The organism is Hymenobacter terrigena (assembly GCF_054776515.1).
Genome location: NZ_BAAHBU010000003.1, coordinates 405682 through 420765 on the forward strand (window position 1 = coordinate 405682; position 15084 = coordinate 420765).

The following is a 15084-nucleotide window of genomic DNA, read 5'->3' on the forward strand; positions in this document are numbered from 1 at the left end:
GGACCTTATGACGGTGAGGCAAGCTGCTCAGCCGTGATAAGGTCCTTCGTTGCACTCAGGATGACAAATAGAGAAGAGGCTTACTTAAAATAGCGGAAATCGTGGCCGTCCTCAATGCGCAGCAGCGTCTCGTAAATCAGGCGGGTCACGCTTTCCACATCATCGCGGTGCACGGTTTCTACCGTGGTATGCATGTACTTGAGGGGCAGCGAAATCAGCGCCGAAGCCACGCCCGAGCCAGAGTAGGCGAAAGCATCGGTATCGGTGCCGGTGGCGCGGGTGGCGGCAGCGCGCTGGAAGGGAATATCCGCCAGCTTGGCCGTGTCGATGATGAGGTCGCGCAGGTTGTTTTGCACCGCCGGGCCGTAGGTAATGACCGGGCCTTTGCCGCAGGAAATGTCGCCGGCCGTCTTTTTCTCGTACATCGGCGACTGGCTGTCGTGCGTCACGTCGGTGATGATGGCCACGTCGGGGTTGATGCGGTGGGCCACCATTTCGGCCCCACGCAGGCCAATTTCTTCCTGCACGGCATTCACGATGTAGAGGCCGAAGGGCAGCGTCTTGTTGTTCTCCTTCAGCATGCGGGCCACCTCGGCAATCATGAAGCCGCCCACGCGGTTATCGAGCGCGCGGCCCACGTAAAACTTGTCGTTCAGCACCGTAAACTCGTCCTCAAACGTCACCACCGAGCCCACGTGGATGCCCATTTCGGCCACCTCATCGGCACTACTCGCGCCGCAGTCCAGAAACACGGTTTCGATGGTCGGCGCCTTGTCCTGCTCCACCTTGCGCACATGAATAGCGGGCCAGCCAAAAATGCCCTTCACGATGCCCTTTTCGCCAAAAATATTGACGCGCTTGCTGGGAGCTACCAGTGGGTCGGAACCGCCGTTGCGGCGCAGGTAGAGGTAGCCTTCCTTCGTGATGTAGTTCACGAAGTAGGAAATCTCGTCGGCGTGGGCTTCGATAACGACTTTGTACTTCGCTTCGGGGTTAATCACGCCCACCACCGTGCCATAGGTATCCACGAAATACTCGTCGATGTAGGGCTTGATGTATTCCAGCCACAGCTGCTGGCCTTCTTTCTCGAAGCCGGTAGGAGAGGGATTATTGAGATAGTTCTGAAGAAAGGTCAGGGATTCGGGACGCATGATGGAACTGTCATTCCGAACGCAGTGAGGAGTCTGGATAGATAGACTACCTGCGATACCGGAGGTAATAAAATAATTAGAATGGCTCAGATTCCTCGCGATGCTCGGAATGACAAGCGGGTTTACAGCGGGATATTTCCATGCTTCTTACGTGGCATGGTATCCACTTTGTTTTCCAGCATCTTGAAGGCGCGAATCAGCTTCTGGCGCGTCTGTGAGGGCAGAATCACCTCATCCACGAAGCCGCGGTGGGCGGCGCGGTAGGGCGTGGCGAATTTCTCCTGGTACTCGTCCACCTTTTCTTGGAGTTTGGCTTCTGGGTCAGCAGCCTGGGCGATTTCGCGCTTGAAGATGATTTCGGCCGCGCCCTTGGCACCCATCACCGCGATTTCGGCCGTGGGCCAGGCATAGTTCATATCGGCCCCGATGTGCTTGGAATTCATCACATCGTAAGCGCCGCCGTAAGCTTTGCGAGTGATGACGGTGATGCGCGGCACGGTGGCTTCGCAGAAAGCGTAGAGCAGCTTGGCACCGTTGGTGATGATGCCGCGCCACTCCTGGTCGGTGCCGGGCAGGAAGCCGGGCACGTCTTCCAGCACCAGCAGCGGAATGTTGAAAGCATCGCAGAAGCGTACGAAACGGGCTGCCTTGGTGCTGGCGTTGATGTCGAGGACGCCGGCCAGCACGGCGGGCTGGTTGCCCACGATGCCGATGCTGCGGCCCGCCAGCCGCGCAAAGCCGACCACAATGTTCTCGGCGAAGTTTTGGTGCACTTCGAGGAAAGAGTCCGTATCGATAATGCCCTCAATTACTTCGCGGATGTCATAGGGCTGGTTGGCATTTTCGGGGACAATGCGGTCGAGGGCAGGGCGGCTTTCGTCGCCGCTGGCCTCGTAGGGCTGATTTGGGGCAGTTTCCTCGCAGTTCTGGGGCATGTAGCTCAGCAGCTGCTTGATGTGGTTAATGGCCACCACTTCATTGGCGCACGAGAAATGCGTGACGCCGCTTTTGGCCGAGTGGGTGCTGGCTCCGCCCAGCTCCTCGCTGGTTACTTCCTCGTGGGTCACAGTTTTTACCACGTTGGGGCCGGTCACGAACATATAGCTCGTGTGCTCCACCATCAAAATGAAGTCGGTGATGGCTGGCGAGTACACCGCACCGCCCGCGCACGGGCCCATAATGGCCGATAGCTGCGGCACCACGCCCGAGGCCAGGGTATTCTTATAGAAGATGTCGGCGTAGCCGCCGAGGCTGACCACGCCTTCCTGAATCCGGGCTCCGCCCGAGTCGTTCAGGCCAATTACGGGGGCGCCGTTTTTCATGGCCAGGTCCATGATTTTTACGATTTTCTCGGCGTGCGTTTCGCTCAGCGAGCCACCGAAAACCGTGAAATCCTGCGAAAAAACGTACACCAGGCGGCCGTTTACGGTGCCGTAGCCCGTTATCACGCCATCGCCGAGGTAGTGTTCCTTATCCAGGCCAAAGTCCTTGGAGCGGTGCATCACAAACTTGCCGATTTCCTCGAACGAGCCTTCGTCCATCAGCAAATCAACCCGTTCGCGGGCGGTGAGCTTGCCTTTTTTATGTTGAGCGTCGATGCGGGCCTGGCCGCCCCCAAGGAGGGCTTCTTCGTTTTTGCGGGCCAGCAGTTCGGTTTTGGAAAGGTGGGCGTGGGCGTGCGGGTCGGGCATGAGTAGGGGTTAGCGCGCGGGTGGGATGGGTGCGCGGGAATAGGAGGCCAAAGGTAGAGGTTACGGGTAGATTACGGCGCAACAGGAATGCGCCGTAGCGCTTTCTTACAGGTTTTTGCCTAGCAACATCAGCATAAATGCATACTGCCGCGCCGTGTCGTCAATCGACTTGAAACGGCCGGAAGCTCCGCCGTGGCCGGCGGCCATGTCGGTGTGCAGCAGCAGCAGGTTCTTGTCGGTTTTCATGGCACGCAGCTTGGCTACCCACTTGGCCGGTTCGAAATACTGTACCTGCGAGTCGTGCAGGCCCGTGGTAACGAGGATATTCGGGTAGGCCTGGCGCTTCACGTTGTCGTAGGGCGAATAGGAAAGCATGTACCTGAAATACTCCTCCTCGGCAGGGTTGCCCCACTGGTCGTACTCGCTGGTAGTGAGCGGGATGCTGGGGTCCGACATCGTCGTGACCACGTCCACGAATGGCACGGCCGCGATAACACCTTTGTAGAGGTCCGGCCGCATGTTCAGCACCGCGCCCATGAGGAGGCCGCCGGCGCTGCCGCCCATCGCAAAAAGCGTGGCGGGCGAGGTAAACTGCTGCTTGACTTTGGCGCTGCCGACGGTGGCATCATGGGGCTTGGTCAGGTATTCGGAGCAGTCGATAAAATCGTTGAAACTATTGATTTTGTGCAGCATCCGACCGTCCTCGAACCACTGCCGCCCCATTTCCTGGCCGCCGCGGATGTTGCACAGCGCGTATACGAAGCCCCGGTTCAGCAAGCTCAGCCGGGCGGCGCTGAAAGTAGGGTCCTGCGAGAAGCCGTAGGAGCCGTAGGCGTATTGTAGCAGCGGCGCGCTTCCGTCCAGCTTCGTGCCCTTCTTGTACACGATGGACATGGGTATGAACTTGTTATCGCGCGATTTTACGAACACGCGCTCCGTCACGTAATCGAATTTGTTGTAGTTGCCCAGCACCGGCTGCTCCTTCAGCAGCGTGCTGGTGCGCGTGCCCATGTCGTACTCAAAAATGGACGGCGGCGTGGTGAGCGAGGTGTAGTTGTAGCGCAGTACAGGCGTGTCCATCTCGCGGTTCACGCCGATGGTAGCGGTGTAGGCCGGCTCTTCAAATTGCAGGTAATGCTCCTGCTTATCCTTCATGCTCACCACGCGCAGTTGGCGCAGGCCACCCTTGCGCTCATTCAGCACGATGTAATCCTTGAACAGCTCGAAATTGTCGAGGAAGATTTCGGGGTGGCGGGTCAGGGCATCGGTCCAGTTGGTTTTGCCGGTGGTGGCCACGGGCGTGGTCATCAGGCGGTAGTTTGGGGCCTGCCAGTTGGTGCGGATATAGAATTTATCGCCTAGATGCTCCACCTGGTAAAGGTGGTCTTTCTCGCGGCGCGCAAATACTTTGGGCTGCTCGGTGGGCGCATTGGCTTCCACGTAGCGGTACTCCGACGACAACGAGCTGACCAACTCAATGCCAATGTATTTGCGGGATTTCGAACGGTTTACGTGCACGTTGAACGTGTTGTCGCGTTCCTCATACACCAGCGCGTCGGTCTTGGGGTCGGTGCCCAACACGTGCCGGTACACCTGGTAGGGTAGGAGCGTGGTCACGTTCTTTTTGGTGTAGAAAACCGTCTTGTTATCGGCGGCCCACACTACTTCACCGCCGGTATTGGCAATCCGCTCGGGGTAATTCTTGCCGGTAGCGAGGTTTTTGAAGCGCAACGTGTAGAGGCGGCGGCTCACGGTATCCACCGAGAAGGCCAGCAGTTGGTTGTTGTCGCTCACGGCCCAGTCGCCAATCTGGAAATAGGCTTGGCCGGTGCCCATCTCATCGCCGTTCAGCAGGATTTCCTCCGGGTTGATGACGCTGCCTTTCTTGCGGCAGTACACCGGGTATTCCGACGCAAACTCGTAGCGCGAATAGTAGTAGTAGCCGTTGTCGCGGTACGGCTCCGAGGCGTCTTCCTGCTTGATGCGGTTTTTGATTTCCTGGGCCAGCTTCTTCTGGTTTTCCTTGGCCCCGGCCATTTGCTGGTCGTAGTAGCCGTTCTCTGCCTCTAGGTATTTGATGACGGCCGGGTCGGTAGGCTGGTTCAGCCAGTAGTAGTTATCGGTGCGGGTAATGCCGAAATCAGTAAACACCTTGGGCTTAATAGGAGCCACCGGAGCCGGCTGTGCCATTGCGCCGCTGGTAATGGCCGCGCCAGCCCCGGCGAGGGCTGCTTTTTGCAGAAAATTCATGAAGAAGGGTGTAAGGCTGCCAAAATTTCAACAATAGCGCTTGAAATCAAGATGCAAGGTAATAGGTGGATAGCAAAAAAGGCCGGCTCCTTTTCAGGGGCCGGCCTTTTTCAATAATCACAAGCTAAAGCAAGCGTCAGGACTTACTTCTTCGCGTCCGTATCGGGGGCCTCCGGCGTTTCGGCCGGGCGCTCGTCGCTGGCGAGGGTCTGGGCTTCGCCGCTCTTGCTCACGGCGAAGGTCAGTTCCTCTGCGCCTTCGGTGTAGTCGGCGGTGATAACGTCGCCGTGTACTACCTGAGCCTTGAGGATTTCCTCGGCAATCGGGTCTTCGATGTACTTCTGGATGGCACGGTTCAGCGGGCGGGCACCAAACTTGGGGTCGTAGCCTTTATCGGCCACGAAGTCCTTGGCGGCTTCCGTCAGCTCGACACGGTAGCCCAAGGCCTGCACCCGCGAGAGGAGCTTGCTGAGGCTGATGTCGATGATTTTGTGGATGTCCTTTTTCTCCAGCGAGTTGAAGACGATGACGTCATCCAAACGGTTGAGGAATTCGGGCGAGAAAGTCTTCTTCAGAGCGTTGGTGATGGTGCCCTTCGTCAGCTCGTCCATATTCTCCTGGCGGGCCTTCGTGCCGAAGCCGATGCCGGCGCCGAAGTCCTGCAGGTCACGCGCCCCGATGTTCGAGGTCATGATGATGATGGTGTTGCGGAAGTCCACCTTGCGGCCGAGGCCGTCGGTCAGAATGCCGTCATCCAGCACTTGCAGGAGCAGGTTGTATACGTCCGGGTGCGCCTTCTCAATCTCGTCGAGCAGGATTACCGAGTACGGCTTGCGGCGGATTTTCTCCGTCAACTGGCCGCCTTCTTCGTAGCCCACGTAGCCGGGAGGCGCGCCTACTAGGCGCGATACGCTGAATTTCTCCATGTACTCGCTCATGTCAACACGAACGAGGGCATCTTCTTTGTCGAAGAGGTACGTGGCGAGCACCTTAGCCAGCTCCGTCTTACCCACACCCGTCGGGCCGAGGAATACGAACGAACCAATGGGCTTCTTAGGGTCCTTCAAGCCAACGCGGGTGCGCTGAATGGCTTTCACCAACTGCTTGATGGCCTTTTCCTGGCCGATTACTTTGCCTTGCAATTCCTCATTCATGTTGAGGAGTTTCTGGCTTTCGTTCTGGGCCACGCGCGAAACGGGGATACCGGTCATCATGGCGATAACCTCGGCCACGTTTTCCTCTTTCACCGTGTAGCGCTTCTTCTTGGTCTCCTCTTCCCAACTCTTCTTCGCGTTCTCGAGTTGGTCGAGCAGCTTTTTCTCGGTGTCGCGGAGCTTGGCGGCTTCCTCGTATTTCTGCGATTTCACCACGCGGTTTTTCTCGCCCTTGATGTTCTCAATCTGCTCTTCAAGCGAGAGAATGTCCTCGGGCACCACGATGTTGTTGATGTGCACGCGGGCACCGGCCTCGTCGAGAATGTCAATGGCCTTGTCCGGCAGGAAACGGTCAGACATGTAGCGGTCCGACAGCATCACGCACTGCTCAATGGCCTTATCAGTATAGAGCACGTGGTGGTGGTCCTGATACTTGTCCTTGATGTTGTGCAGGATTTCGATGGTTTCCTCGGGCGTGGTGGGGTCCACCATCACCATCTGGAAACGACGGGCCAAAGCGCCATCTTTCTCGATGTACTGACGGTACTCGTCCAGCGTGGTAGCGCCGATGCATTGAATCTCGCCGCGGGCCAAAGCTGGCTTGAACATGTTCGAAGCGTCGAGCGAGCCCGAAGCGCCGCCAGCACCCACGATGGTGTGTAGCTCATCAATGAACAGAATCACGTCGGGCGACTTCTCCAGCTCGTTCATCACGGCCTTCATGCGCTCTTCGAACTGGCCACGGTATTTCGTGCCAGCCACCAGCGAAGCCAAGTCCAGCGTCACTACGCGCTTATTGAAGAGCACACGGCTTACTTTCTTCTGGATGATGCGCAGGGCGAGGCCTTCGGCGATGGCCGTTTTACCCACGCCGGGCTCACCGATGAGGATGGGGTTATTCTTTTTGCGGCGGCTCAGGATTTGAGCTACGCGCTCAATTTCCTTTTCGCGGCCCACGATGGGGTCGAGCTTGTCGTCCTCCGCCAGTTTGGTGAGGTCGCGGCCGAAGTTGTCGAGCACCGGAGTGCGCGACTTTTCGCCGGGCTTTTTGGCGCCGGCACCGGTGCCGGCACCGCGGCCGCCGGGGCCCGATGAGCCAAAGAGTTTGTCGTTATCGTCGTCGTCCGTATCGGGCGTGCGGTTTTGCGGGGCCGCGCCGGCGTTACCGTGGTAATCCAGCGAGTCGCGCACAGTTTCGTAGTTCACGTTGAATTTGCTGAGAATTTGGGAAGATATGTTGTCTTCGTCCCGCAGGATGGACAACAGCAGGTGTTCGGTTCCGATGATTTCGGATTTGAAGATTTTGGCCTCCAAGTAGGTTATTTTCAACACTTTCTCGGTCTGCTTAGTGAGCGGAATCGAGCCGGTGATGCTGGTGCCCTGGGTAGCGGTGTTGCGGGTGGCTTGCTCCAATGAGAACTTCAGCTCATCAATGCTTACCCCCAGCTTGCGCAGGAGACCAAGGGCGGTGCCTTCGGCCTCCCGAATCATGCCGAGCAGCAGATGCTCGGTACCAATGTAGTCGTGGCCGAGACGAATGGCCTCTTCCCGACTGAGGGAAATAACCTCTTTGACGCGGTTTGAGAATTTAGCTTCCATGCCAATAAACGTAGTGAAAAATCAAATAAGCCCCGCGTCGGGCAAGTAACACGAATAACGGGTTGGGCCGATGTTGCTTGAAAACAAGCGAGTTCGGACGAAGGTTCGGACCAAGGTGCGGCCCGGCATTATTACCCTAACGTTGGCCGAAATCTGCGGGTTACTGCAAATAGCGACCAGCGGCCGGGCCCTGCGAAAAGAGCAGGTCCAGTACACTCAGGCCGGGCTCAAAACCTGGGCCAAACACCTGCGGATAGGGCCGGACCAGGCCGGAGGCTGCCGGAGTGTCAGGTTCAGGCGTTTTGGTAGCGGCTTTGGGTGTCAGCCAGTCGCGCCGGTCGGCGATAAGCTGGGTGGTAGCAAGAGCGGAATTTCCGGCAGAAGGTTGCGCGGGGTAGCGGGCGTGGTACTCGGTGGTGAGGTGCAGGGGCAGGGTGATGCGGAAGCACCTCAACAATAAACGTAAAAATTGCTGATTTAAGTCGAAAAGCAACGCGGGTTTACATACGTAAATATCATGCAGATAGTCGGCATAAAACTCAAAATAAGGGCTGTTGCCGTAGGCCGTTTGCAGCGTGCGCCAGTGGCGATGAATCCAGTTCTGACGGTAATCGATTTCGATTTCGGAAACGCTGACTTTGTCGGCCCGGTTGCCATCGATAACCGGCACCGTGAGCGGCTGCACGCCCTGCGCGGTGCGGATGAGGCAGCGGTTGCGGAAGGTTTGCTTGCGGTAGTGCTCGTGGGCTTCGAGCAGAATGCTGTCGGCCCGGAGCAGTTCGGCAAAGAGGGCGGCCGGCGGGTGGTAGTGCAGTTCGGTGAGGAGAATCATATGACGGATGGGCGGCGGGCTGGGGCGCAAATAACACTGCGCGGGTAAAAGAACGTTTTCTATTCGTTGCCGCCCTGGCCTTTGCTGCGCTCGGCATCCAGAAAATAGGCTCCTTTGGTCACAAGGTGCGTGGTATCGCTCAGCTTGTCCAGCGGGCGCACGGCCACCTGGCCCTGGTCGGTAGCGCCGGGGCGCAGGCTGAAGCGCCGGAAGGTGCTGCCCTGGCCGTCGGCCTTTACCTGATAATAGGCGTAGCTAACTTCGCCGCCGGGCACCAGCGCGTCCTCGGGCAGGGTGCGCTGGGGCGTGCGGCCGGCGAGAATGCGGGCACTGACGTATTGGCCGGGTAGCAGGGCGGCGGTGGCAGCGGCATCGGGGCCGGTTTCGTGCAGGTGGGCGTGCACGCTCACGGTGCGGCCGTCGTCATCAAAGGCTTTGCCGACGAGGAAGACGGTGGCGGGCAGCGGCTGGGCACTGGCGCCCTGGGCCGGCACGCGGAAAAGAATGTCCTGGCCCACTTTCACTTTGGCAATGTCGCGCTCGAACACCTTGAGCTCAAGGTGCAGGTCGGAGCGGTCGACCAGTTCAATGAGCACATCCTGCGGATTAACGAACTGGCCGGAGTTTACCAGCACGGCCTTCACAAAGCCGCTGATGGGCGCAATGAGCGGCACACTGGGTTGAATATTCGTGGCCGTGATGCGCTCGGGTTTCAGGCCGATGAGCCGAAGCTGGGCGGCGAGGCTGCCGGCCGCGGCCTGCTCGGTGTGCAGTTCGGAAGTGGCTTGCTGGAGCTTGCGGCGGGCGCCGACGTCTTCATCGGTGAGAACTTGCTGGCGGGCGGTTTCCTGCTGCAGAAATACAATGCGGGCCTTGCTCTGGAGGTAGTCCTGCTGCAGCTTGAGGTAGTCGGGGCTGCGCAGGGTAGCCAGCACGCTGCCCTGCAAAACGTGCTGGCCGGGCAGTACCGGCAGTTGCTGCACGTAGCCGCCCATGACGGCGGTGATGGACACTTTGTGGCTGGGCGGCACGTCAATCTGCCCCGTGGCCTGCACTTCGGTGCCAAGGTCGCGCCGGGTGAACGTGCCCAACTCGATGCCGGCGGCCTGCAGTTGGGCGTTGTTGAGAAATACTTCGTTGGGGGCGCGGGGTGATGGGGCAGTCGGCTTGTCGGCGGAGTCTTCGGCTTTGCTGCCGCAGGCGATGAGGAAGGGGAGGAGGGCGACGTAAGGGGAGAATTTCATGGGACGGGTTTTTAACAGGATATTCTGTCAGTCAGGCTTATCTGCAGGCGGTACAACTTTATGGCGCATCCGTCCCGGCCAAAGCCTGAATATTGGCCACCAATTCGTTGTATTGCCGGAGCTGCTCGAAATAGGCTTCCTGAATCTGCCAGGCGGGCTGGGTATTCACCACATATTCCACGTACTCGATATCGCCGGCGCGGCGGCTTTTTTCGGCTGTATCGAGGATAAGGCGGGCCTGCGGCAGCGCGTAGTTTTCGTAGTAGAGGAGCGAAGCCTGGGCGCGGGCCAGCTGCTGGCGCAGGGTGCTGAACTGGGTACCAAACTGCGTGTTGGCGTAAGCGAGCTGCACCTGGGCCGCTTCCTCGCCGATTTTGGCGGCGGCAATGCGGGCACGCTGCGCACCACCTAACAAAGGCACCGCAATGCCGGCCTGGGCCACATGGAAGCCACGTTCCTGGTTGATGGTCTGGTTGAAATAGCCGGCGCGCAGGTCGGGCAGGCGGCGGAGCTTTTCCAGCTTGGTTTGCTGCTGGCTAAGGGTGAGCTGCTGCTGGTAGAGCGCCAGCGTGGGGTTGGTGGCGGGCGTGAGGGCGGCCGTGTCGGCGGGCAGAAGGACGGCGCGGGGGCTGGCGGTGGTGTCGATGCTGGCAAGGTTGGGCTGGCCCAGCAACAGCGCCAGCTGGCGGCGTTGCACCAGCAACTCGGAGCGCAGAGTGGCGAGGCGGTTTTGCAGCTCGCGGGCCCGGGCTTCGGCCGAAACCTGCTCCAGGCGGTTGGTTTCGCCCACCTGGTAGCGGATACGGGCGGCCCGGGCGGCGCGCTGGTACAGGCTGTCCTGCCGCCGCAGCAGGGCCACGAGGCGGTAGGTCACCAACAGATTGTAGTAGCCGGAGCGGATGTTGCGGGCCAGCTCGCGCCGCTGGGCGCGGGCGCGGATGGTACCGACCTCGGCCGTGGTTTGCAGCACTTGGCGCTGCGCCCCATACACCGTCGGGAAGGCCGACTGCTGCAAAATGTTGAAGCTGTGGTCGGCCAGCGGACCCGAAATCTGGCCGTACTGATAATCAAAGACCAGGCGCGGCAGGTCGTAGCCGGTGTGGACGAGGGCTTGCTGCTGCTGGGCCTGCAAAGTAGCCGCTTGCACCAGCGGGCTTTGGGCCAGGCCAGTACTCAGGGCCTGCGCGATGCTGAGCGGCGCATCGGTCGGGGCCTTCTGGGCACGGGCGGGGGCGGGCAGCAGGGCCGCCAAAGACAGCAGCAACAGCCCGGCAACCGCAGAAGCGCCCGCTGCCCCAGCGGCTTGGGAAGCTGGCTGGGCGCTTTTGGGCGTTTCGCCGGTTTCTTCCCGGGCTTTGGCTTCCGCCGCTTCTTCGGCAGCTACTTCGGGGCTGGGCTCGTCATCGTCCACGAAGAAGGTGTAGAGCACCGGCAGCACCACTAGCGTGAGCAGCGTGGCCGTAATCAGCCCACCGATAACCACGGTGGCCAGCGGTTTCTGCACCTCCGCCCCAGCTGAATTTGACAAGGCCATCGGCAAAAAGCCCAGCGAGGCCACCGAAGCCGTGAGCAGCACCGGCCGGAACCGCTCCTCGGTAGCGCGCAGCACCCGCTCGCGGATTTTTCGGATGCCGGCCGTGGCCAGTTCGTTCAGGCTCGCAACCAGCACAATGCCGTTCAAAACCGCCACGCCGAACAGCGCAATGAAGCCCACGCCGGCCGAAATACTGAACGGCATCCCGCGCAGCCCCAACGCCAGCACGCCACCAATGGCCGCCAGCGGAATGCCCGTGAAAATCAGCAGCGCCTCTTTTACCGAGCGGAAGGCCAGGAACAGGAGCATGAAAATGAGCACCAACGACACTGGCACGGCGATGGCCAGCCGGGCCTTGGCGTGGTTCAGGTTTTCGAACTGGCCGCCGTAGGTGATGCTGTAGCCGGGCGGCAGGCGGAGGCCGGTTTTCAGCTTGCCCTGAATTTCCTGCACGAGGCTCTGCACGTCGCGGCCGCGCACGTTCACGCCAATGTTGACGCGGCGGCGGGCGTCGTCGCGGGAAATCTGGGCGGGGGCGGGTTTCAAGGCTACGGTGGCTACTTCGCTGAGCGGAACCTGGCCGCCGTCGGGCAGCGAAACGAGAAGCTGGTTGAGGTCGTCGGGGCCGCGGCGGTGCAGCGAGTCAAGGCGCAGCACGAGGTCGAAGCGGCGCTCGCCTTCGTACACCTGGCCGGTGGTCTGGCCGGCAAAAGCAGTTTGCAGCAGCGTGTTGAGGTCCATTACGCGCAGGCCGTACTGAGCCAGCTTGGCGCGGTCGTACATCACCCGCAACTGCGGCAGGCCGATGATTTGCTCCACTTTAATGTCGCCCACGCCGGCCAGCGGGCGGATGAGAGCGGCGGCCTCGTCGGCTTTGGCTTTGAGCACGTCAAGGTCGTCGCCGTAAATTTTCACCGATACATCCGATTTCACGCCAGAAATCAGCTCATTGAACCGCATCTGGATGGGCTGTTGAAACTCCAGGCTCACGCCGGGCACGCCGGCCAGGGCCGCCTGCATCTGGTTGGCCAAGTCCTCGCGGGTGTGGGCGCTGGTCCACTCGGCGTGGTCCTTCAGGATAATCATCTGGTCAGAGTCTTCGAGCGACATGGGGTCGGTGGGAATTTCGGAGGTGCCGATTTTGCCCACCACTTGCAGCACTTCCGGGAATTTGCTCTTGAGAATGCGCTGAATCCGGCTCGTGAGCAGGATGCTTTCATTCAAAGAAGAGCCCGGGGCCAGCGTCACGTTCATGGCAAAGTCGCCCTCGTCGAGCTGCGGAATAAATTCGCCCCCCAGCCGCGAAAAAACGAAGCCGCCCAGCGCCAGCAGCCCCACGGCCACGCCCACCACCAGCCAGCGCGCGCCCAAAGCTGCCCGAATAACAGGGTCGTAGAGCTTGTGCAGAAAGCCCACAATGCGGTCGGCCAGATTAGGCTTCTCGCTGGTATTTTTCTTCAAGGCCCAGGCCGTGACGGCTGGCACGTAGGTGAGGCACATCACCATGGCCCCCAGAATGGCAAAGCTCACCGTGAGGGCCATGGGCCGGAACATCTTGCCCTCAACGCCGGTGAGCGAGAGGATGGGCAGGTACACAATCAAAATAATGAGCTGGCCGAACAGGGCCGATTTCATGAGCCGGTTGGTGACGCCCTCGGTGATGTCGTCCATGGTTTCGTGGGCGGCTTTGAGGCGCTCGTGCAGCAGGTGGGCGATGACGGCTTCCACGATAATCACGGCGCCGTCCACGATGAGGCCGAAGTCCAACGCGCCCAGACTCATCAGGTTAGCCGATACGCCGAAGGTCCGCATCATGCCCAGCGCGAAAAGCATGCACAGCGGAATCATGCCTGCCACCACCAGCCCGGCCCGCAGGTTGCCGAGCAGCAGCAGCAGCACCACCACCACGATAACGCCTCCCTCAATCAGGTTTTTCACCACCGTATGAATGGCTTTGTCCACCAGCTTGGTGCGGTCCAGGAACGGGTCGATTTCCAGCCCTTTGGGCAGCGTTTGCTGGATTTCGGCCACCCGGGCCTTCACGTTCTTGATGGTGGCTTCGGAGCTGGCGCCTTTCAGCATCAGCACCACGCCGCCCACGGTTTCGCCGAGGCCGTCGCGGTCCATGGCGCCGTAGCGCACGGCGTGGCCGAAGCGCACGGCCGCCACGTCGCGCACCAGCAGCGGCGCACCGCCCTGGCCGGGCCGGGCTACGGGCTTCACCACGATGTTGCCGATGTCCTGCAACGACGTGGCCCGGCCCTCGCCCCGAATGAAAAACGCCCGCGGGCCGCGCTCCAGGTAGCTGCCGCCGGCGTTGCCGTTGTTGGCCTGCAGCGCTTCGTAGAGTTCAGCCATGCTCACGCCCGCGCCGGCCAGGCGGGTGGGGTCCACGCTCACCTCGTACTCGCGCACGTAGCCGCCGAAGCTGCTCACATCCACCACGCCTTCTACGCCGGCCAGCCGCCGCTTCACCAGCCAGTCCTGGATTTCGCGCAGCTCGGCCAGGCCGTACTGCTTCTCGTAGCCCTTCCTGACTTTAATAGTGTACTGGTAAATCTCGCCCAGGCCGGTGGTGATGGGCGCCATGCCCGGGGCACCCAGGCCCTGCCCGAGGTCGGCTTCGGCCACTTTGAGCTTCTCGGCCACCAATTGCCGGGTGTGGTAGGTGTCCACGTCTTCCTCAAAAACCACGGTAATCACCGAAAGCCCGAAGCGGGAAATCGACCGGATTTCCGTAACGCCCGGTATGGTGCGCAGCTGCAATTCGAGCGGCACCGTGATGAGCTGCTCGACTTCCTGGGCCGCCAGCGCCGGGCTTTGGGTGATGACCTGAACCTGGTTGTTGGTAACGTCGGGAATGGCGTCAAGGGGCAGGCTGGCGGCCGAAAAAATGCCCCAGGCAATCAGCCCGGCCAGCATCAGGCCCACCAGCAGCTTGTTGCGGATGCTGAAATTAATAATTGCCGAAATCATGCGATACGGTGCAGTATGGCCCGGCCCAGGCTGGGCCAACGGCCAGCCCGGGAGGCGCTAACAATCCAATAAGTGAGGGGAGGGGGCCGGAGATTTAGGGCCGGTGCTACCAATAGCGCGGGCACACTGCGTCCGGGGGCGCAACGGAATTAAGCTCGGGGCGGCTGGCCCAGCGAAGTGCTGAAAATGAAGGCATAGCGCGGCGCGGAAGCAGCGCGGTAGGCCTGCACCACAGCCGTTTCAGACCGGGCCACAAATAGCAGGCGCGTGACAGGACTCACCACAAAACTGAACGTGACGCAGCCGTGGTGGCAACGCAAGGGCAGGTTGTGGTGGTCTTGCTGGTGGCGCGGCGAGAGGGTGCAACCGGTGTAATGCTTGGTGCCGGCCCCGTAATGCTCGGCAATGAATTGACCGAAATTCAGCCCGCCGCCCGCCACCGAATGGTGGTATTCGTAATGCTCGACCAGCTGCGGCAGCTTGGCCAGCTCGCCCAGGTCATTCTCGGGCACGAAGCTGCCCAGCAGCATCAGTATTCCCAGAATGAAGGCAATGGTGGAGCGCATAGCCAGACGAGAACTGGGCGGGCCGGGAATTGTTTGGGGTTGTTATTGGCACAAAAATAGAATACTGAGTTAATAGCCCGTCCTGCC

The 15084-nt window shown here is 60.3% G+C and carries 8 protein-coding genes; all 8 read right to left on the reverse strand.

Features of this window, described 5'->3' with window-relative positions:
- Positions 1-80: 80 nt before the first annotated feature.
- Positions 81-1151: a M42 family metallopeptidase gene (locus tag ACYU7Q_RS14900; protein ID WP_460610229.1), complete on the reverse strand. Its 1071-nt coding sequence runs from the start codon at positions 1149-1151 to the stop codon at positions 81-83.
- 122 nt (positions 1152-1273) lie between these two features.
- Positions 1274-2842 carry an acyl-CoA carboxylase subunit beta gene (locus tag ACYU7Q_RS14905; protein WP_460610230.1) on the reverse strand — a complete coding sequence of 523 codons (1569 nt, stop codon included), beginning with the start codon at positions 2840-2842 and terminating at the stop codon, positions 1274-1276.
- A gap of 105 nt (positions 2843-2947) precedes the next feature.
- Positions 2948-5092 carry a S9 family peptidase gene (locus tag ACYU7Q_RS14910; protein ID WP_460610231.1) on the reverse strand — a complete coding sequence of 715 codons (2145 nt, stop codon included), beginning with the start codon at positions 5090-5092 and terminating at the stop codon, positions 2948-2950.
- 143 nt (positions 5093-5235) lie between these two features.
- Positions 5236-7845, reverse strand: a complete 2610-nt coding sequence (locus tag ACYU7Q_RS14915; RefSeq protein ID WP_460610232.1) for an ATP-dependent Clp protease ATP-binding subunit — start codon at positions 7843-7845, stop codon at positions 5236-5238.
- 160 nt (positions 7846-8005) lie between these two features.
- Positions 8006-8677: a WbqC family protein gene (locus tag ACYU7Q_RS14920; protein WP_460610233.1), complete on the reverse strand. Its 672-nt coding sequence runs from the start codon at positions 8675-8677 to the stop codon at positions 8006-8008.
- Between the two features lie 59 nt (positions 8678-8736).
- Positions 8737-9921 (reverse strand): efflux RND transporter periplasmic adaptor subunit, encoded by a 1185-nt coding sequence (locus ACYU7Q_RS14925; RefSeq protein ID WP_460610234.1) that lies wholly within the window; start codon positions 9919-9921, stop codon positions 8737-8739.
- A gap of 58 nt (positions 9922-9979) precedes the next feature.
- Positions 9980-14431, reverse strand: coding sequence for a CusA/CzcA family heavy metal efflux RND transporter (locus tag ACYU7Q_RS14930; RefSeq protein ID WP_460610235.1), 4452 nt, complete (start codon positions 14429-14431; stop codon positions 9980-9982).
- 149 nt (positions 14432-14580) lie between these two features.
- Positions 14581-14997, reverse strand: a complete 417-nt coding sequence (locus tag ACYU7Q_RS14935) for a hypothetical protein (protein ID WP_460610236.1) — start codon at positions 14995-14997, stop codon at positions 14581-14583.
- Between the last annotated feature and the right edge of the window lie 87 nt (positions 14998-15084).

Coding starts and splice junctions, on each gene's coding strand:
- ACYU7Q_RS14935 (WP_460610236.1), bottom strand. CDS start 14,997: ATGCGCTCCACCATTGCCTTCATTCTGGGAATACTGATGCTGCTGGGC.
- ACYU7Q_RS14905 (WP_460610230.1), bottom strand. CDS start 2,842: ATGCCCGACCCGCACGCCCACGCCCACCTTTCCAAAACCGAACTGCTG.
- ACYU7Q_RS14925 (WP_460610234.1), bottom strand. CDS start 9,921: ATGAAATTCTCCCCTTACGTCGCCCTCCTCCCCTTCCTCATCGCCTGC.
- ACYU7Q_RS14920 (WP_460610233.1), bottom strand. CDS start 8,677: ATGATTCTCCTCACCGAACTGCACTACCACCCGCCGGCCGCCCTCTTT.
- ACYU7Q_RS14930 (WP_460610235.1), bottom strand. CDS start 14,431: ATGATTTCGGCAATTATTAATTTCAGCATCCGCAACAAGCTGCTGGTG.
- ACYU7Q_RS14910 (WP_460610231.1), bottom strand. CDS start 5,092: ATGAATTTTCTGCAAAAAGCAGCCCTCGCCGGGGCTGGCGCGGCCATT.
- ACYU7Q_RS14900 (WP_460610229.1), bottom strand. CDS start 1,151: ATGCGTCCCGAATCCCTGACCTTTCTTCAGAACTATCTCAATAATCCC.
- ACYU7Q_RS14915 (WP_460610232.1), bottom strand. CDS start 7,845: ATGGAAGCTAAATTCTCAAACCGCGTCAAAGAGGTTATTTCCCTCAGT.